The organism is Rhizobium sp. 05L419, from assembly GCF_056397845.1.
Window position 1 is genome coordinate 1 of record NZ_JBFTOF010000048.1, and the last position, 18309, is coordinate 18309.

Genomic DNA, 18309 nt, shown 5'->3' on the forward strand with positions numbered 1-18309 from the left:
ACGGAAATGGTTATGCCTGGCGACAACGTCACCGTTGCCGTCGAGCTGATCGTTCCGATCGCGATGGAAGAAAAGCTGCGCTTCGCGATCCGCGAAGGCGGCCGTACCGTCGGCGCCGGCATCGTTGCCTCGATCGTCGAGTAATCTTCGAGTTATCGGGAACACGTACAGGCCCTGGCGGAAACGCCAGGGCCTTTCTCTTTGCGATGATGGCAAATTGTGGATTGCCCACGACGATAGGACGCCGCGCTCCCTTGCGCTGGCGGGCAAAGCCTTTATCTATCCCGCGATCTCGTAAAGGCGGAGGATATCATGAAAAAGCGCGTACTTTTCACTGGCGGCTCGGGCAAGGCTGGACGGCACGCCGTGCCTTGGCTGGTCAACGCTGGGTATGAAGTTCACAATGTCGATCTCGTGCCGCTAGACAGCCCAGGCGTTACCAACCTGATCGTCGACATCACCGATAGCGGCCAGGTTTTCAACGCGCTTTCGATGCACCGTGACTTTCCGGATCTGGAGGCGGGCAGGGGCGTGCAGCCTTATGATGCGGTGGTTCATTTCGCCGCCATTCCGCGGATATTGATCAAACCCGACAATGAGACGTTCCGCATCAACGCGATGGGCACGTACAACGTGATCGAAGCGGCGGTCAAGCTCGGCATCAGGAAGATTGTCGTCGCCTCAAGCGAGACGACCTACGGCATCTGCTTTGCCGAAGGGCATCGCGACTTCCACCAATTTCCGTTGGAAGAGGACTACGACGTCAATCCGATGGACTCTTACGGTTTGTCGAAAGTCGTCAACGAGAAGACTGCGCGGGCCTTCGCCGAGCGGTCGGGGTTCGACATCTATGCGCTGCGAATCGGAAATGTTATCGAACCGCACGAGTATGAGAAGTTCCCGACCTATTTCGCCAATCCAGAAATGAGAAAGCGAATCGCCTGGAGCTACATAGATGCCCGGGATCTCGGGCAGATCTGCCATCTCTGCATCGAGAAGGATGGCTTGGGCTTTCAAGTGTTTAATGCCGTAAACGACACCGTTTCGGCCAACACGCCATCACGAGAGCTTGCCCGGCGGTTCTTTCCGAATGTGCCGTTCGCGCGCGATATCGGTGAGTATGAGAGCTTGCTGTCCAATCGGAAAATCCGGGAGGTGCTGGGTTTCAAGGAGGAACACGACTGGCGCAAATATGTAAACGTCTGATTGGTTCATAGCGGCGTGACGCGGAATTGGAAAAATCGAAAAACGCACTTGCCAATCCCGCGCCGCCGCCTTAAAGGAGCCCCATGCTTGCAGTCATGCTTCGGGGCTTTCGGGTCAAAGGGCTGAATGCAAAGCGTAAAGGGGTATAGCTCAGTTGGTAGAGCGGCGGTCTCCAAAACCGCAGGTCGTAAGTTCGAGCCTTACTGCCCCTGCCATCTTCCTTGAGTGGACAGCGCGGCTTTCCGCAGCGTTCCATTCCGGGCGGCGACTATGGCTAATTTCGTTAAGCTTCGGTTTCCCTCTTGTATATTCGGGAATCGGTGTTTATGTAGGGTTCAACAGACACGCGGTGCGTGGGGCTGATTTGTTCAGCTTTACGCGCCGTAATTGCGTGGGCAGTCGATGGCATCCAAATCTAATCCGTTTACGTTTCTACAGCAGGTCCGCACGGAGACGTCGAAAGTTACTTGGCCGTCGCGCCGTGAGACGATGATCTCGACGGTCATGGTTCTTGTCATGGTGGTTTTTGCCGCGCTGTTCTTCTTTGCTGCTGACCAGCTCATTGGCTGGCTTCTGGGCTTTGTGCTCAACGTCGGCAACTGAACGGGTGGAGATATAAGATGGCGGCACGTTGGTATATCGTCCACGCATATTCGAATTTTGAGAAGAAGGTGGCTGAATCCATCGAGGAGAAGGCCAAACAGAAGGGGTTGCAGCATCTTTTTGAAAAGATTCTCGTCCCGACTGAAAAGGTGGTTGAAGTACGCCGCGGCCGCAAGGTCGATTCCGAGCGGAAGTTCTTTCCGGGCTATGTGCTCGTTCGCGCCAACCTGACGGATGAAGCTTACCACCTGATCAAGAATACGCCGAAAGTCACGGGCTTTCTCGGTTCCGACAACAAGCCTGTTCCGATTCCTGACTACGAGGCGGAACGCATCCTGGGTCAGGTTCAGGAAGGTGTCGAGCGTCCGAAGTCTTCGGTCACTTTCGAGATCGGCGAGCAGGTCCGCGTTTCCGATGGTCCGTTCGCTTCGTTCAACGGCACGGTTCAAGATGTGGACGAAGAGCGTTCGCGCCTGAAGGTGGAAGTGTCGATCTTTGGCCGCGCTACGCCGGTCGAACTGGAATACGCTCAGGTCGAAAAGGTCTGATCGGCCGCGGTGAAAACCGTGAACCGCGTGGAAGGTGAGGGGTCTTAGCCGGACCTTGGATCCGCACCACGCAACCGCAGCCGCCGGAGAAGTCCGGCATCACTGGCCGGGTAACCGGTCATCAATGAAAGGCAGAGAGATATGGCTAAGAAAGTTGCAGGCCAGCTCAAGCTTCAGGTTAAGGCAGGATCGGCAAACCCGTCCCCGCCAATTGGCCCGGCGCTTGGTCAGCGTGGCGTAAACATTATGGAATTCTGCAAGGCGTTCAACGCTGCTACGCAGGAAATGGAAAAGGGTATGCCGATCCCGGTCGTCATCACCTACTACCAGGACAAGTCTTTCACCTTCATCATGAAGCAGCCGCCAGTCAGCTACTTCATCAAGAAGGAAGCAAAGATCCAGTCCGGCTCCAAGACGCCGGGCAAGGGCGCTGCTGTTGGCAAGCTGAGCAAGGCTCAGGTCAAGGCCATCGCAGAAGCCAAGATGAAGGATCTGAACGCGGCGAATATCGAAGGTGCAATGGCGATGATTGAGGGCTCTGCCCGCGCCATGGGCCTGGAAGTGGTAGGTTAAGACCATGGCTGGCAAGCGCACTAAGAAGATCAACGAAGGTGTTGATCCTACAAAGCTCTACGCCCTCGATCTTGCTATCGGCATGGTCAAGGAACGGGCTGTCGCCAAGTTCGATGAGACCATCGAAGTTGCAATGAACCTCGGCGTCGATCCGCGTCACGCAGACCAGATGGTCCGCGGCGTGGTCAACCTGCCGAACGGCACGGGCCGCGACGTTCGCGTTGCTGTCTTCGCTCGTGGCGTCAAGGCTGATGAAGCCAAGGCTGCTGGTGCTGACATCGTCGGCGCTGAAGAGCTTGTCGAAATCGTTCAGGGCGGCAAGATCGACTTCGATCGCTGCATCGCGACCCCTGACATGATGCCGCTCGTCGGTCGCCTCGGTAAGGTTCTCGGCCCGCGTGGCATGATGCCGAACCCGAAGGTCGGAACTGTCACGATGGACGTTGCTGGCGCCGTAAAGGCTTCGAAGGGCGGCGCTGTCGAGTTCCGTGTCGAGAAGGCTGGTATCATCCACGCCGGCATCGGCAAGGCTTCGTTCGACGCCAAGGCTCTTGAAGAAAACATCAAGGCTTTCGCCGACGCAGTCATCAAGGCAAAGCCGGCTGGCGCAAAGGGCCACTACGTCAAGCGCGTAGCGATCTCTTCGACCATGGGTCCGGGCGTCAAGATCGACCCGTCGTCCGTTACGGCCGCTTAAACAAGTTTTCCCGGGCTTCGGTCCGGTTCAAAGAATTCCGGCCTCGCAAGGGGCCGGAATATTCCGGAGAAATCCGGAATCCTGTCCGAGATTGCAGGTGGTTTTCCCTTAATCACTTGGCCTGCATGAGACGGGTAAGACCCGAATTGCATGAAGCTCTGCTTCGATGGATTTGGTTCGAGCCTTGGATGCCTTGTGCCTCTTAGCCTTTCTGGCGCGGAGCGCGAGGGGACAGGATCCTCAAGCGTCGCTTGGGATCTATTCTGATCCCAGGAGGCAAAGGCAACCCGGTGGGTCCGTTTCACGGTCCCGCCAACTGGAGATAGGCAGTGGAAAGAGCGGAAAAACGCGAATTCGTCACGGAACTGAACGAAGTCTTCAAGGCTTCGGGCTCGGTTGTCGTGGCCCACTATGCTGGTGCTACAGTCGCGCAGATGAACGATTTTCGTTCGAAGATGCGCGCTGCTGGCGGCACCGTCAAAGTCGCGAAGAACCGCCTGGCCAAGATCGCCCTTCAGGGTACGGAAGCGGAAGGGATTTCAAATCTCTTCACAGGTCAGACGCTGATCGCTTATAGCGTCGATCCGATCACCGCTCCGAAAGTCGTCGTGGATTTCGCCAAGGGCAACGACAAGATCGTTGTACTGGGCGGCGCCATGGGAACAACCACGCTCAACGCCGATGCAGTCAAGTCGCTTGCGACCCTGCCGTCGTTGGACGAACTGCGTGCGAAGCTGCTGGGCATGATCCAGACACCGGCTACCCGCATCGCAAGCGTTGTTGCAGCACCGGCAAGCCAGCTTGCTCGCGTGTTCTCGGCTTATGCCAAGAAGGACGAAGCCGCGTAAGGCGGTTTTTCGCTGTTTATAGATAACCGGTTCGAACCGAACAAAAGGAACTGATAAAATGGCTGATCTCGCAAAGATCGTAGACGACCTCTCCACGCTGACCGTTCTGGAAGCCGCAGAACTGTCCAAGCTTCTTGAAGAAAAGTGGGGCGTTTCTGCTGCTGCTCCGGTAGCTGTTGCTGCCGCTGCTGGCGGCGGCGCTGCTGCTGTCGTTGAAGAAGAAAAGACTGAATTCGACGTTATTCTGGTTGAAGCTGGTGCCAACAAGATCAACGTCATCAAGGAAGTCCGCGCTATCACGGGCCTCGGCCTCAAGGAAGCCAAGGACCTCGTCGAAGGCGCTCCGAAGGCTGTCAAGGAAGCTGTTTCCAAGGCTGAAGCTGCTGACATCAAGAAGAAGCTTGAAGACGCCGGCGCAAAGGCCGACGTTAAGTAATCTTGAACTGCATTTGGGAGGCAGATTTTCCTGCCTCCCATTTGCCGTTTTTTGAACGAATTACCCAAAAGCCGCGTGAAACCKGCTTTTGGGTAATGGGTTCTTCAAGAGGATGGTCTCGAACCGAAACGTGTAGGCACTCCGGCCTCGCAGTTTCGGGAAGTGAGACGAGATTGGACTACTCATTGATTGACGGGGTCGACTGGCCATCGGTTCCCGTCCGTTGCAGGCCCGGATGCAATTTTTGAAGGAGCGACGATGGCTCAGACCCTTTCGTTCAATGGTCGTAGGCGCGTACGCAAGTTTTTCGGTAAGATTCCAGAAGTAGCAGAGATGCCGAACCTCATCGAGGTTCAGAAGGCATCGTATGATCAGTTCCTGATGGTTGAAGAGCCCAAGGGCGGTCGCCCTGATGAGGGCCTTCAGGCCGTCTTCAAGTCCGTTTTCCCGATCACGGATTTTTCCGGCGCTTCGATGCTGGAATTCGTGTCCTATGAGTTCGAACCGCCGAAGTTCGACGTCGATGAATGCCGCCAGCGCGACCTCACCTACGCCGCGCCGCTGAAGGTTACTCTCCGTCTCATCGTGTTCGATATCGACGAGGATACGGGCGCGAAGTCCATCAAGGACATCAAGGAACAGAGCGTTTACATGGGCGACATGCCGCTCATGACGAACAACGGTACGTTCATCGTGAACGGCACCGAGCGCGTTATCGTGTCCCAGATGCACCGTTCGCCGGGCGTCTTCTTCGACCACGACAAGGGCAAGAGCCATTCTTCCGGCAAGCTGCTCTTTGCTGCTCGCGTCATTCCTTACCGCGGTTCGTGGCTCGACATCGAGTTCGACGCCAAGGACATCGTCTACGCCCGTATCGACCGCCGCCGCAAGTTGCCGGTGACGTCGCTGCTGATGGCGCTCGGCATGGACGGCGAGGAAATCCTGTCGACGTTCTATACGAAGTCGAATTATGCCCGCGACGGCAAGGGCTGGCGTATTCCGTTTACGCCTGAGACCCTGAAGGGTGCGAAGACCATCACCGACATGGTCGATGCCGACACCGGCGAAGTCGTTGTCGAAGGCGGCAAGAAGCTGACCCCGCGTCTGCTTCGCACACTGTCCGACAAGGGCCTCAAGGCACTGAAGGCGACCGACGAAGACCTGTACGGCAACTTCCTCGCCGAAGACATCGTCAATTACTCGACGGGTGAAATCTACCTCGAGGCCGGCGACGAAATCGACGAAAAGAGCCTGCCGATCATCCTCGCCAACGGCTTCGATGAGATCCCGGTTCTCGGTATCGACCACATCAACGTCGGTGCCTACATCCGCAACACCTTGAACGCAGACAAGAACGAGAACCGCCAGGACGCTCTGTTCGACATCTACCGCGTCATGCGTCCGGGTGAGCCGCCGACCATGGAATCGGCCGAAGCCATGTTCAACTCGCTGTTCTTCGATGCGGAGCGTTACGATCTCTCCGCCGTTGGCCGCGTGAAGATGAACATGCGTCTCGACCTCGACGTCGAAGACACCGTCCGCATCCTGCGCAAGGACGACATTCTGGCCGTGGTCAAGATGCTTGTCGAACTGCGCGACGGCAAGGGCGAAATCGACGACATCGACAACCTCGGCAACCGCCGTGTTCGCTCGGTCGGCGAATTGATGGAAAACCAGTACCGTCTCGGCCTGCTTCGCATGGAGCGCGCGATCAAGGAACGTATGTCCTCGATCGAAATCGACACGGTCATGCCGCAGGACCTGATCAACGCGAAGCCGGCAGCTGCGGCAGTTCGTGAATTCTTCGGCTCCTCGCAGCTCTCGCAGTTCATGGACCAGGTCAACCCGCTGTCGGAAATCACCCACAAGCGTCGTCTTTCGGCACTTGGCCCGGGTGGTCTGACCCGTGAGCGCGCCGGTTTCGAAGTGCGCGACGTTCATCCGACCCACTACGGCCGTATTTGCCCGATCGAGACGCCGGAAGGCCCGAACATCGGTCTGATCAACAGCCTCGCGACCTTCGCACGCGTCAACAAGTACGGCTTCATCGAAAGCCCGTACCGCCGTATCGTTGACGGCAAGGTGACGAGCGACGTTCTTTACCTCTCCGCAATGGAAGAGGCGAAGTACTACGTCGCACAGGCCAACGCCGAACTCGACAAGGAAGGCTCCTTCGTCGACGAGTTCGTTGTTTGCCGTCACGCCGGCGAAGTTATGCTCGCTCCGCGCGACAGCATGAACCTGATGGACGTCTCGCCGAAGCAGGTCGTTTCGGTTGCTGCCGCTCTGATCCCGTTCCTGGAAAACGACGACGCGAACCGCGCTCTGATGGGCTCGAACATGCAGCGTCAGGCCGTGCCTCTGCTGCGTGCTGAGGCACCGTTCGTCGGCACCGGCATGGAACCGGTCGTTGCTCGCGACTCCGGTGCTGCTATCGGCGCCCGTCGCGGCGGCGTGGTCGACCAGGTCGACGCGACGCGTATCGTTATCCGTGCGACGGAAGACCTCGAAGCGGGCAAGTCCGGCGTCGATATCTACCGTCTGCAGAAGTTCCAGCGCTCGAACCAGAACACCTGCGTAAACCAGCGTCCGCTGGTCACCGTCGGTGACGAGGTCAACCGCGGCGACATCCTCGCCGACGGTCCGTCCACGGATCTGGGCGATCTCGCTCTCGGCCGCAATGCGCTCGTCGCATTCATGCCGTGGAACGGTTACAACTACGAAGACTCGATCCTGCTCTCCGAGCGTATCGTTGCTGACGACGTGTTCACCTCCATCCACATCGAAGAATTCGAAGTGATGGCGCGTGACACCAAGCTTGGTCCGGAAGAAATCACGCGCGACATTCCGAACGTGTCGGAAGAAGCGCTGAAGAACCTCGACGAAGCCGGCATCGTCTACATCGGCGCGGAAGTTCAGCCGGGCGATATCCTCGTCGGCAAGATCACGCCGAAGGGCGAAAGCCCGATGACGCCGGAAGAAAAACTTCTGCGCGCCATCTTCGGCGAAAAGGCGTCCGACGTCCGCGATACGTCCATGCGTATGCCTCCGGGCACCTACGGAACGATTGTCGAAGTGCGCGTCTTCAACCGCCACGGCGTTGAAAAAGACGAACGTGCGATGGCCATCGAGCGCGAAGAAATCGAGCGTCTTGCAAAGGACCGCGACGACGAGCAGGCGATCCTCGACCGCAACGTCTACGGCCGTCTGGTCGACATGCTCCGAGGTCAGGTCGCTATCGCAGGCCCGAAGGGCTTCAAGAAGGGCACCGAGCTGGCGAACGCCGTCGTCTCCGAATATCCCCGCTCGCAGTGGTGGATGTTCGCGGTCGAAGACGAGAAAGTCCAGAGCGAACTCGAAGCTCTGCGCGGCCAGTACGACGAGTCCAAGTCGCGCCTAGAACAGCGCTTCATGGATAAGGTCGAGAAAGTCCAGCGTGGCGACGAAATGCCTCCGGGCGTCATGAAGATGGTCAAGGTCTTCGTCGCTGTGAAGCGCAAGATCCAGCCAGGCGACAAGATGGCCGGCCGTCACGGCAACAAGGGTGTCGTGTCGCGTATCGTGCCGGTCGAAGACATGCCGTTCCTGGAAGATGGTACGCACGTCGACGTCGTTCTGAACCCGCTGGGCGTGCCTTCGCGCATGAACGTTGGTCAGATTCTCGAGACGCACCTTGGCTGGGCTTGCGCTGGCATGGGTCGCCAGATCGGTGAACTGATCGAGGCCTACAAGGCCAACGGCAACATCGAGCCGCTGCGCAAGACGATCGGCGACGTTGTCGGCGACGGTCCGAAGGCCGAACAGGTCAAGGACTTCGACGACGACTCGGTCCTGCGTCTGGCCGACCAGTGGAAGCGCGGTGTTTCGATTGCAACTCCAGTCTTCGACGGTGCGCATGAAGGTGATGTCAACGACATGCTTGCTCTGGCCGGTCTCAAGGAGAGCGGTCAGTCGACGCTGTACGACGGCCGTACCGGCGAGCAGTTCGACCGCCAGGTCACGGTTGGCTACATCTACATGCTGAAGCTGAACCACCTGGTCGACGACAAGATCCACGCCCGGTCGATCGGTCCTTACTCGCTCGTTACCCAGCAGCCGCTGGGCGGCAAGGCGCAGTTCGGCGGTCAGCGCTTCGGCGAAATGGAAGTCTGGGCTCTGGAAGCGTACGGTGCAGCCTATACGCTGCAGGAAATGCTGACGGTGAAGTCGGACGACGTCGCCGGCCGTACCAAGGTCTACGAAGCCATCGTCCGGGGCGACGATACGTTCGAAGCCGGTATTCCGGAAAGCTTCAACGTTCTCGTCAAGGAGATGCGCTCGTTGGGTCTCTCCGTCGAACTCGAGAACTCGAAGCTCGACGAGCAGCAGGCAGGCCAGCTGCCGGACGCTGCCGAGTAACCATTGATAGGGTGTGCGCTGTCCTGCAGCGCACACCGTTCCCGCTCGGGCCCCGTATCGTGTCGGCCGGGCAGGGACGATTTCGCCGCATTTTGCGGTTATTGTCGTTTTTTGCTATGGCGCGGCGCCCGGGAATTGCCGCCGACCATCGCAGTTTGAGGGCGCTAAGCCCATGAAGGAGACAGGCATGAACCAAGAGGTCATGAATCTTTTCAATCCGCAGGTGCCTGCGCAGAATTTCGATTCCATCCGGATTTCGATTGCGTCTCCGGAGAAGATTCTCTCCTGGTCTTATGGTGAGATCAAGAAGCCGGAAACGATCAACTATCGTACGTTCAAGCCGGAACGCGATGGTCTTTTCTGCGCGCGCATCTTTGGCCCGATCAAGGACTACGAGTGCCTGTGCGGCAAGTACAAGCGCATGAAGTACAAGGGCATCATCTGCGAAAAGTGCGGCGTTGAAGTCACGCTGTCGCGCGTTCGCCGTGAGCGTATGGGCCACATCGAGCTCGCCGCTCCGGTTGCCCATATCTGGTTCCTGAAGTCGCTGCCAAGCCGCATCTCGACGCTGCTGGACATGACTCTGAAGGATGTGGAGCGCGTTCTCTACTTCGAAAACTATATTGTCACCGAGCCGGGCCTGACCGCCCTTAAGGAGCACCAGCTCCTCTCGGAAGAAGAATACATGCTGGCCGTTGACGAATACGGCGAAGACCAGTTCACGGCCATGATCGGCGCCGAAGCAATCTATGAGATGCTGGCCTCGATGAACCTTGAGAAGATCGCGGGCGACCTTCGCTCCGATCTCGCCGACACCACGTCGGATCTCAAGCAGAAGAAGCTGATGAAGCGCCTGAAGATCGTCGAGAACTTCATGGAGTCGGGCAACCGTCCCGAATGGATGATCATGAAGGTCGTTCCGGTCATTCCGCCGGATCTGCGTCCGCTCGTGCCGCTCGACGGCGGTCGTTTCGCGACCTCCGACCTGAACGATCTCTATCGCCGCGTCATCAACCGTAACAACCGTCTGAAGCGCCTGATCGAGCTTCGTGCGCCGGGTATCATTATCCGCAACGAAAAGCGCATGCTGCAGGAATCGGTCGATGCGCTGTTCGACAACGGCCGCCGCGGCCGTGTCATCACCGGCGCCAACAAGCGTCCGCTGAAGTCGCTGTCCGACATGCTCAAGGGCAAGCAGGGCCGCTTCCGTCAGAACCTGCTCGGCAAGCGCGTCGACTATTCCGGCCGTTCGGTCATCGTGACCGGCCCGGAACTGAAGCTGCACCAGTGCGGTCTGCCGAAGAAGATGGCGCTCGAGCTGTTCAAGCCGTTCATCTACGCCCGCCTCGACGCCAAGGGTTACTCCTCGACCGTCAAGCAGGCCAAGAAGCTGGTTGAAAAGGAAAAGCCGGAAGTTTGGGATATCCTCGACGAGGTCATCCGCGAGCACCCGGTTCTCCTGAACCGCGCACCGACGCTGCACCGCCTGGGCATCCAGGCCTTCGAACCTATCCTGGTTGAAGGCAAGGCGATCCAGCTGCATCCGCTTGTCTGCACGGCCTTCAACGCCGACTTCGACGGTGACCAGATGGCGGTTCACGTGCCGCTATCGCTTGAAGCCCAGCTCGAAGCCCGCGTTCTGATGATGTCGACGAACAACATCCTGCACCCGGCCAACGGTGCACCGATCATCGTTCCGTCGCAGGACATGGTTCTGGGTCTCTATTACCTCTCGATCATGAATCAGAACGAGCCGGGCGAAGGCATGGCGTTCTCCGACCTCGGCGAGCTGCATCATGCGCTCGAAACCAAGGTCGTGACGCTGCACACTAAGATCCGCGGCCGCTTCAAGTCGATCGACGAAGATGGCAAGCCGTACTCGAAGATCTATGAAACGACGCCTGGCCGTCTGCTCATCGGCGAACTTCTGCCCAAGAACGGCAAGGTCACCTTCGACATCTGCAACCAGGAAATGACCAAGAAGAACATCTCCAAGATGATCGACGCGGTCTATCGCCATTGCGGCCAGAAGGACACAGTCATTTTCTGCGACCGCATCATGCAGCTCGGCTTCGGCCATGCCTGCCGCGCTGGCATTTCGTTCGGCAAGGACGACATGGTCATTCCTGAAACCAAGGCGAAGATCGTCGGTGACACCGAAAATCTGGTGAAGGAATACGAACAGCAGTACAATGACGGCCTGATCACCCAGGGCGAAAAGTACAACAAGGTCGTCGACGCCTGGGGCAAGGCCACCGAGAAGGTCGCCGAAGACATGATGGCCCGCATTAAGGCCGTCGAATTCGACAAGACCACCGGTCGTCAGAAGCCGATGAACGCCATCTACATGATGTCGCACTCCGGCGCCCGTGGTTCTCCGAACCAGATGCGTCAGCTGGGCGGCATGCGGGGCCTCATGGCCAAGCCGTCGGGCGAAATCATCGAAACGCCGATCACCTCGAACTTCAAGGAAGGCCTGACCGTCAACGAGTACTTCAACTCGACGCACGGTGCCCGTAAGGGTCTGGCAGACACCGCTTTGAAGACGGCAAACTCTGGTTACCTGACGCGCCGTCTCGTCGACGTCGCGCAGGACTGCATCGTCAACTCGGTCGATTGCGGTACCGATACCGGCCTCACCATGACTGCCATCGTCGATGCCGGTCAGGTTGTTGCTTCCATCGGTGTCCGTATTCTCGGTCGTACCGCGCTCGATGATATCGATCATCCGGTCACCGGCGAGCGCATCGTCGATGCCGGCAAGATGATCCTCGAGCCTGACGTCATCGAGATCGAGAAGGCTGGTATCCAGTCGATCCGTATTCGCTCGGCGCTGACCTGCGAGATCCAGACCGGAGTTTGCGCCGTCTGCTACGGCCGCGACCTTGCTCGCGGTACGCCGGTCAACATGGGCGAAGCTGTCGGCGTCATCGCCGCACAGTCGATCGGTGAACCTGGCACCCAGCTCACCATGCGTACCTTCCACTTGGGCGGTACGGCGACGGTGGTCGACCAGTCGTTCCTCGAAGCGTCGTACGAAGGTACGGTGCAGATGAAGAACCGCAACATGCTGCGTAACTCGGACGGCGTTCTTGTCGCCATGGGCCGCAACATGACCGTCCAGATCCTGGACGAACGCGGCGTAGAGCGCTCCTCGCAGCGCGTTGCTTACGGTTCGAAGTTGCACGTCGACGAAGGCGACAAGGTCAAGCGCGGTCAGCGTCTGGCAGAGTGGGACCCCTACACACGTCCGATGATGACGGAAGTGGCGGGTACCGTTCAGTTCGAAGATGTCATCGACGGTCTCTCGGTTCTCGAAGCGACCGACGAATCCACCGGTATCACCAAGCGTCAGGTTATCGACTGGCGTTCGACCCCGCGCGGTTCGGACCTCAAGCCGGCAATCGTCGTCAAGGATGCCAGCGGCAACGTCATGAAGCTGCCGCGCGGTGCCGATGCACGCTTCCAGCTATCGGTCGACGCGATCCTGTCGGTCGAGCCGGGTCAGAAGGTTTCCCAGGGTGACGTGCTTGCACGTTCGCCGCTGGAAAGCGCCAAGACCAAGGACATCACCGGTGGTCTGCCGCGTGTTGCCGAACTGTTCGAAGCTCGTCGTCCGAAGGACCATGCCATCATCGCTGAGATCGATGGTACGATCCGCCTCGGCCGCGACTACAAGAACAAGCGTCGCGTCATCATCGAGCCGGCGGAAGACGGTGTCGAGCCTGTCGAATACCTGATTCCGAAGGGCAAGCCCTTCCACCTTCAGGAAGGCGACTACATCGAAAAGGGTGATTACATCCTCGACGGCAACCCGGCTCCGCACGACATCCTGGCGATCAAGGGCGTGGAGGCTCTGGCTTCCTACCTCGTGAACGAAATTCAGGAAGTCTACCGCTTGCAGGGCGTTGTCATCAACGACAAGCACATCGAAGTGATTGTCCGTCAGATGCTGCAGAAGGTGGAAATCACCGATGCAGGCGACTCGACCTATATCGTCGGCGACAACGTCGACCGTATCGAGCTCGAAGACGTCAACGACGGCCTGATCGAACAGGGCAAGAAGCCTGCCTACGGCGATCCGGTTCTGCTCGGCATCACCAAGGCATCGCTGCAGACGCCGTCCTTCATCTCTGCCGCCTCCTTCCAGGAAACGACCAAGGTGCTGACGGAAGCTGCGATCGCCGGTAAGACCGACGGCCTGCAGGGTCTGAAGGAAAACGTCATCGTCGGCCGTCTGATCCCGGCCGGTACCGGCGGTACCATGACCCAGATCCGCCGTATCGCGACATCGCGTGATGAGATGATCCTGGAAGAGCGCCGCAAGGGCACGGGTGCAGAAGTTGCAACCCCAATGCTCCAGGACCTCGCCAGCGAAAGCGCTCCGGCTGCCGAATAATCGGCAGCCCCGCCGAGCAATCAGTGTCCAGCAAATTGAAACCGCCCGGAGCGATCCGGGCGGTTTTTTCGTCGGTGGGTAGGGTGGGGCACCTTGATCGGCTGATGGCCCCGCGGGAGCCTTCAGCCGATCAAGGGCAGGGAATGCTCCATGCCATAGCCGAGACTCGCTCTCGCCTCTGCAAGGCTGATCCAGAAGAATCGGAACAGGATAGGCTCGCCACCATCAAATGGGGTCAGTTCCCGATGGAGCCACGTGGACGGCTGCTCGCCGACGAGAACGACATGGAAATAGTGGCGGCGGTGGCAGATCTCTCTGCCGCTCTTTGAAAACCGATAATCATGAACGGAAAGCGGGTGGGGGGCGGCTGGCGGCATCAGTCCCGTTTCCTCGTGGAATTCGCGGCTGGCTGCCTCCGCCACGTCCTCGTCGGCTTCGACAGTGCCGCCCGGCACCTGCCACAGGACTTCCGGGAAGCCGGGCTCGTCGAAAACAAGAATCCGGTCGCGCCAGGTCGCATAGATGAGCACCTTCGACGCATCAGGCTTCATCGATGAATTCAGCTGAAGCGAATGATCGCGACTTCGCCTTCGACGGCACCCTGATAGGCGGAAGCGTGTGGCTCCGCCTCCGGGATCTCCGTCAGCATGCCGATCTGGTCGAGATCGGCCTCGATGAATCCTTCTTCGGCGAGCGCGTTGAGCGCCTCGCGCACGGCACTGTCGTCGTCGGCAGCCTTCAGCATGATATGGAGGTCGACGCCCTCGCTGGCATCGGACTCATATCCTTTCCCGATGATGATGAAAACCATCGGACCTTCGGTATTGTTGTCGTTGTCGGGGTTAGTAATCATTCTCTGTCCTTCGATTCTAGATTTGAATCTGTTTTCAGGCGCTTGGCGTGTGCATTTTTTGATTCCTTAGCGGCTTTCGCCGCAATGCCCAAGTTTATCTTGGCTACTCCCGCCGAATTTGTCTAAAAGCCTCAAAAGAGGGCTGAAAGGCCGCGTTTCAAGGCGTTCCAGCGAAGATTATTTCTTAACAGCCTTGACGAGACGACGGGAAACCAGTAGTACCCGCGCCATCGGAACCCATGTGAGGCATGGCCATCCGGGGCGGCACGCCCTGGAGATCACCTCAAACAAGGTTCGAAACGCACGTTGAAGATATGTTGCCTGCACGCATGACGCATTTCTTTTGCGTCCTCTGCTCTCTGTGGTCCATCTGTGAAAACGGATCGGGCCACGTTTTGCGCATTGATACAAGCGTGTGATCTTGCCGGAGACGGCGCGAGTTACCCCCGCAAGGGTCTGAGATATAAACGTAAGGGATGGTTGAATGCCTACCGTAAACCAGCTGATCCGCAAGCCGCGCCAGCCGAACGTAAAGCGTAACAAGGTTCCTGCTCTGCAGGAAAACCCGCAGAAGCGTGGTGTTTGCACCCGCGTCTACACGACGACCCCGAAGAAGCCGAACTCGGCTCTGCGTAAGGTCGCAAAGATCCGCCTGACCAATGGCTTTGAAGTCATCGGTTACATTCCTGGCGAAGGTCACAACCTTCAGGAACACTCTGTCGTCATGATCCGTGGCGGCCGCGTGAAGGACCTTCCGGGTGTCCGTTACCACATCATCCGCGGCGTTCTCGATACCCAGGGTGTCAAGAACCGCAAGCAGCGCCGCTCCAAGTATGGTGCGAAGCGTCCGAAGTAATTCGGGTTTTTAGAAATCCGGCGCTGCGTGAGGTCCTCCGCGTGATAAAGCGCCTTAACGGTTAAGAGACGAGAAGTATGTCCAGACGTCACAGAGCAGAAAAGCGCGAGATCAACCCGGACCCGAAGTTCGGCGATCTGATCGTCACGAAGTTCATGAATGCCATCATGCTTGATGGCAAGAAGTCGGTAGCTGAGAGCATCGTCTACGGTGCGTTCGACTCCGTACAGGGCAAGTCCAAGCAGGAGCCGCTCATCGTGTTCCATGCTGCGCTTGATAATATTGCCCCGCACGTTGAAGTCCGTTCGCGTCGCGTTGGTGGTGCGACATACCAGGTTCCGGTCGACGTTCGTCCGGAGCGCCGTCAGGCTCTCGCTATTCGCTGGCTGATCGCTGCTGCCCGCAAACGCAATGAAACGACCATGGTCGATCGCCTTTCCGGCGAGCTTCTCGATGCATCCAACAACCGCGGTAGCGCCGTCAAGAAGCGCGAAGACACGCACAAGATGGCTGATGCCAACCGTGCGTTCTCTCACTATCGCTGGTAATTCCGAACGGTATCGAAAGGCAGTCCATTATGGCTCGCGAATATAAAATCGAAGACTACCGCAATTTCGGTATCATGGCGCACATCGACGCTGGCAAAACGACGACGACCGAGCGTATCCTTTACTACACCGGCAAGTCGCACAAGATCGGCGAAGTGCACGATGGCGCGGCCACGATGGACTGGATGGAGCAGGAGCAGGAGCGTGGCATCACGATCACCTCCGCTGCCACGACGACCTACTGGAAGGGTCGTGACGGCAAAATGCGCCGCTTCAACATCATCGACACACCCGGCCACGTCGACTTCACGATCGAAGTCGAGCGTTCGCTGCGCGTTCTCGACGGTGCTATTGCTCTTCTCGATGCCAACGCCGGCGTAGAGCCGCAGACGGAAACCGTCTGGCGTCAGGCTGAGAAGTACAACGTTCCGCGCATGATCTTCTGCAACAAGATGGACAAGACCGGTGCGGACTTCTACCGCTCTGTCGAGATGATCAAGACCCGTCTCGGCGCAACGGCTGTTGTCATGCAGCTGCCGATCGGCGCAGAAACCGAGTTCAAGGGTGTTATCGATCTGATCGAGATGAACGCGCTCATCTGGCGCGACGAATCGCTCGGCGCACAGTGGGATGTCGTTGAAATCCCGGAAGACATGAAGGCCAAGGCTGAAGAATATCGCGAAAAGCTGATCGAGACCGTTGTCGAGATCGACGAAGCAGCGACCGAAGCCTACCTCGAAGGCATCATGCCGGACAACGACAAGATCCGCGCTCTCGTTCGCCGCGGCACGATCGACGTCAAGTTCCATCCGATGTTCTGCGGCACGGCTTTCAAGAACAAGGGTGTTCAGCCTCTGCTCGACGCCGTTTGCGACTATCTGCCTTCGCCGCTCGATATTCCTTCTATCAAGGGTATCGACGTGAAGACCGAAGCCGAAATCGAGCGCCATCCGTCGGATGAAGAGCCGCTGTCGATGCTTGCGTTCAAAATCATGAACGACCCGTTCGTCGGTTCGCTCACTTTTGCGCGTATCTACTCTGGCAAGCTCGAAAAGGGCACGTCGGTCATGAACACGGTCAAGGACAAGCGCGAGCGCGTCGGCCGTATGCTGCAGATGCACTCGAACTCGCGTGAAGACATCGAAGAAGCCTTCGCAGGCGACATCGTTGCTTTGGCAGGCCTCAAGGAAACCACCACTGGCGATACGCTCTGCGACCCGCTGAAGCCGGTTATCCTCGAGCGCATGGAATTCCCCGAGCCGGTCATCCAGATCGCAATCGAGCCGAAGACCAAGGGCGACCAGGAAAAGATGGGCCTCGCGCTCAACCGCCTGGCTGCAGAAGACCCTTCGTTCCGCGTCAAGACCGACCAGGAATCTGGTCAGACGATCATTGCTGGCATGGGCGAGCTTCACCTCGACATTCTGGTTGACCGTATGCGTCGCGAATTCAAGGTAGAAGCAACCGTCGGTGCTCCGCAGGTTGCCTATCGCGAAACGATCACGCGCCAGCACGAAGAAGACTACACGCACAAGAAGCAGTCCGGTGGTACCGGTCAGTTCGCTCGCGTCAAGATCATCTTCGAACCGAACCCGGATGGCGACGAATTCAAGTTCGAATCCAAGATCGTTGGTGGTTCTATTCCGAAGGAATACATTCCCGGCGTTCAAAAGGGTATCGAAAGCGTTCTGTCTTCCGGCCCGCTGGCGGGCTTCCCGATGCTCGGCGTCAAGGCGACGCTCATCGACGGTGCTTTCCACGATGTTGACTCGTCCGTTCTGGCGTTCGAAATCGCCTCGCGCGCTTGCTTCCGTGAAGCAGCCAAGAAGGCGGGCGCTCAGCTGCTCGAGCCGATGATGAAGGTCGAAGTCGTGACCCCGGAAGACTACGTCGGCGACGTCATCGGCGACCTGAACTCCCGTCGTGGTCAGATCCAGGGCCAGGAAAGCCGCGGTATCGCAGTTGTCATCAACGCGAACGTCCCGCTGGCGAATATGTTCAAGTACGTCGACAACCTGCGCTCCATGTCGCAGGGCCGCGCTCAGTACACGATGACCTTCGATCATTACTCGCCGGTCCCGTCGAACGTCGCAACCGAGATCCAGGCAAAGTATTCCGGTCAGAAGTGACCGGAATACCACTTGACCGATAACAAGAATTAGCTCCCCCCGGGGACTAGGAAGAATGGAGAGCCGAAATGGCAAAGAGTAAGTTTGAGCGCAACAAGCCGCACGTTAACATCGGCACGATCGGCCACGTTGACCACGGCAAGACGTCTCTGACGGCAGCGATCACGAAGTATTTCGGCGAGTACAAGGCGTACGACCAGATCGACGCTGCCCCG

16 protein-coding genes and 1 tRNA gene are annotated in these 18309 nt (G+C 58.2%); 15 read left to right on the forward strand and 2 right to left on the reverse strand.

What is annotated here, in order from left to right; translation table 11 throughout:
- The 11 genes from AC1DMK_RS29930 to rpoC all read left to right on the forward strand — a co-directional run.
- Positions 1 to 144: EF-Tu C-terminal domain-related protein (locus AC1DMK_RS29930; protein WP_477863898.1), on the forward strand; the 144-nt coding region annotated here is incomplete at its 5' end.
- Between the two features lie 168 nt (positions 145 to 312).
- Positions 313 to 1206: an NAD-dependent epimerase/dehydratase family protein gene (locus AC1DMK_RS29935; RefSeq protein WP_037068793.1), complete on the forward strand. Its 894-nt coding sequence runs from the start codon at positions 313 to 315 to the stop codon at positions 1204 to 1206.
- A gap of 139 nt (positions 1207 to 1345) precedes the next feature.
- Positions 1346 to 1421: transfer RNA gene (locus AC1DMK_RS29940), tRNA-Trp, on the forward strand.
- A 187-nt stretch (positions 1422 to 1608) separates the two neighbouring features.
- On the forward strand, positions 1609 to 1809 hold the full coding sequence (secE, locus tag AC1DMK_RS29945; RefSeq protein ID WP_037068792.1) for a preprotein translocase subunit SecE: 201 nt from the start codon (positions 1609 to 1611) through the stop codon (positions 1807 to 1809).
- 17 nt (positions 1810 to 1826) lie between these two features.
- Positions 1827 to 2357 (forward strand): transcription termination/antitermination protein NusG, encoded by a 531-nt coding sequence (gene nusG / locus AC1DMK_RS29950; protein ID WP_037068790.1) that lies wholly within the window; start codon positions 1827 to 1829, stop codon positions 2355 to 2357.
- A gap of 141 nt (positions 2358 to 2498) precedes the next feature.
- Positions 2499 to 2930: a 50S ribosomal protein L11 gene (rplK, locus tag AC1DMK_RS29955; RefSeq protein WP_037068788.1), complete on the forward strand. Its 432-nt coding sequence runs from the start codon at positions 2499 to 2501 to the stop codon at positions 2928 to 2930.
- A gap of 4 nt (positions 2931 to 2934) precedes the next feature.
- Complete coding sequence (rplA, locus tag AC1DMK_RS29960; protein ID WP_037068787.1) at positions 2935 to 3627, forward strand: 50S ribosomal protein L1; 693 nt, start codon at positions 2935 to 2937, stop codon at positions 3625 to 3627.
- A gap of 329 nt (positions 3628 to 3956) precedes the next feature.
- Positions 3957 to 4475, forward strand: coding sequence for a 50S ribosomal protein L10 (gene rplJ / locus AC1DMK_RS29965; protein WP_037068786.1), 519 nt, complete (start codon positions 3957 to 3959; stop codon positions 4473 to 4475).
- Between the two features lie 58 nt (positions 4476 to 4533).
- Complete coding sequence (rplL, locus tag AC1DMK_RS29970) at positions 4534 to 4911, forward strand: 50S ribosomal protein L7/L12 (RefSeq protein WP_037068785.1); 378 nt, start codon at positions 4534 to 4536, stop codon at positions 4909 to 4911.
- Between the two features lie 258 nt (positions 4912 to 5169).
- Positions 5170 to 9309, forward strand: coding sequence for a DNA-directed RNA polymerase subunit beta (gene rpoB / locus AC1DMK_RS29975; protein ID WP_477863896.1), 4140 nt, complete (start codon positions 5170 to 5172; stop codon positions 9307 to 9309).
- Between the two features lie 187 nt (positions 9310 to 9496).
- Positions 9497 to 13708 (forward strand): DNA-directed RNA polymerase subunit beta', encoded by a 4212-nt coding sequence (gene rpoC / locus AC1DMK_RS29980; protein ID WP_037068795.1) that lies wholly within the window; start codon positions 9497 to 9499, stop codon positions 13706 to 13708.
- A 122-nt stretch (positions 13709 to 13830) separates the two neighbouring features.
- Here the strand turns inward: rpoC and AC1DMK_RS29985 are convergent, their stop codons facing one another.
- Both AC1DMK_RS29985 and AC1DMK_RS29990 read right to left on the reverse strand, forming a co-directional pair.
- Positions 13831 to 14259 carry an NUDIX hydrolase gene (locus tag AC1DMK_RS29985; RefSeq protein WP_477863897.1) on the reverse strand — a complete coding sequence of 143 codons (429 nt, stop codon included), beginning with the start codon at positions 14257 to 14259 and terminating at the stop codon, positions 13831 to 13833.
- Between the two features lie 8 nt (positions 14260 to 14267).
- Positions 14268 to 14561, reverse strand: coding sequence for a hypothetical protein (locus AC1DMK_RS29990; protein WP_037068783.1), 294 nt, complete (start codon positions 14559 to 14561; stop codon positions 14268 to 14270).
- 484 nt (positions 14562 to 15045) lie between these two features.
- On the opposite strand from AC1DMK_RS29990, the gene rpsL reads away from it, so the two are divergent.
- The 4 genes from rpsL to AC1DMK_RS30010 form a co-directional block, all read left to right on the forward strand.
- On the forward strand, positions 15046 to 15417 hold the full coding sequence (gene rpsL / locus AC1DMK_RS29995) for a 30S ribosomal protein S12 (RefSeq protein ID WP_018902683.1): 372 nt from the start codon (positions 15046 to 15048) through the stop codon (positions 15415 to 15417).
- Positions 15418 to 15494: 77 nt separating this feature from the next.
- Positions 15495 to 15965 (forward strand): 30S ribosomal protein S7, encoded by a 471-nt coding sequence (gene rpsG, locus AC1DMK_RS30000; RefSeq protein WP_037068782.1) that lies wholly within the window; start codon positions 15495 to 15497, stop codon positions 15963 to 15965.
- Positions 15966 to 15994: 29 nt separating this feature from the next.
- Positions 15995 to 18094 carry an elongation factor G gene (fusA, locus tag AC1DMK_RS30005; RefSeq protein ID WP_037068781.1) on the forward strand — a complete coding sequence of 700 codons (2100 nt, stop codon included), beginning with the start codon at positions 15995 to 15997 and terminating at the stop codon, positions 18092 to 18094.
- Between the two features lie 68 nt (positions 18095 to 18162).
- The coding region (locus AC1DMK_RS30010; protein WP_421363080.1) for a GTP-binding protein at positions 18163 to 18309 on the forward strand (147 nt) is incomplete at its 3' end.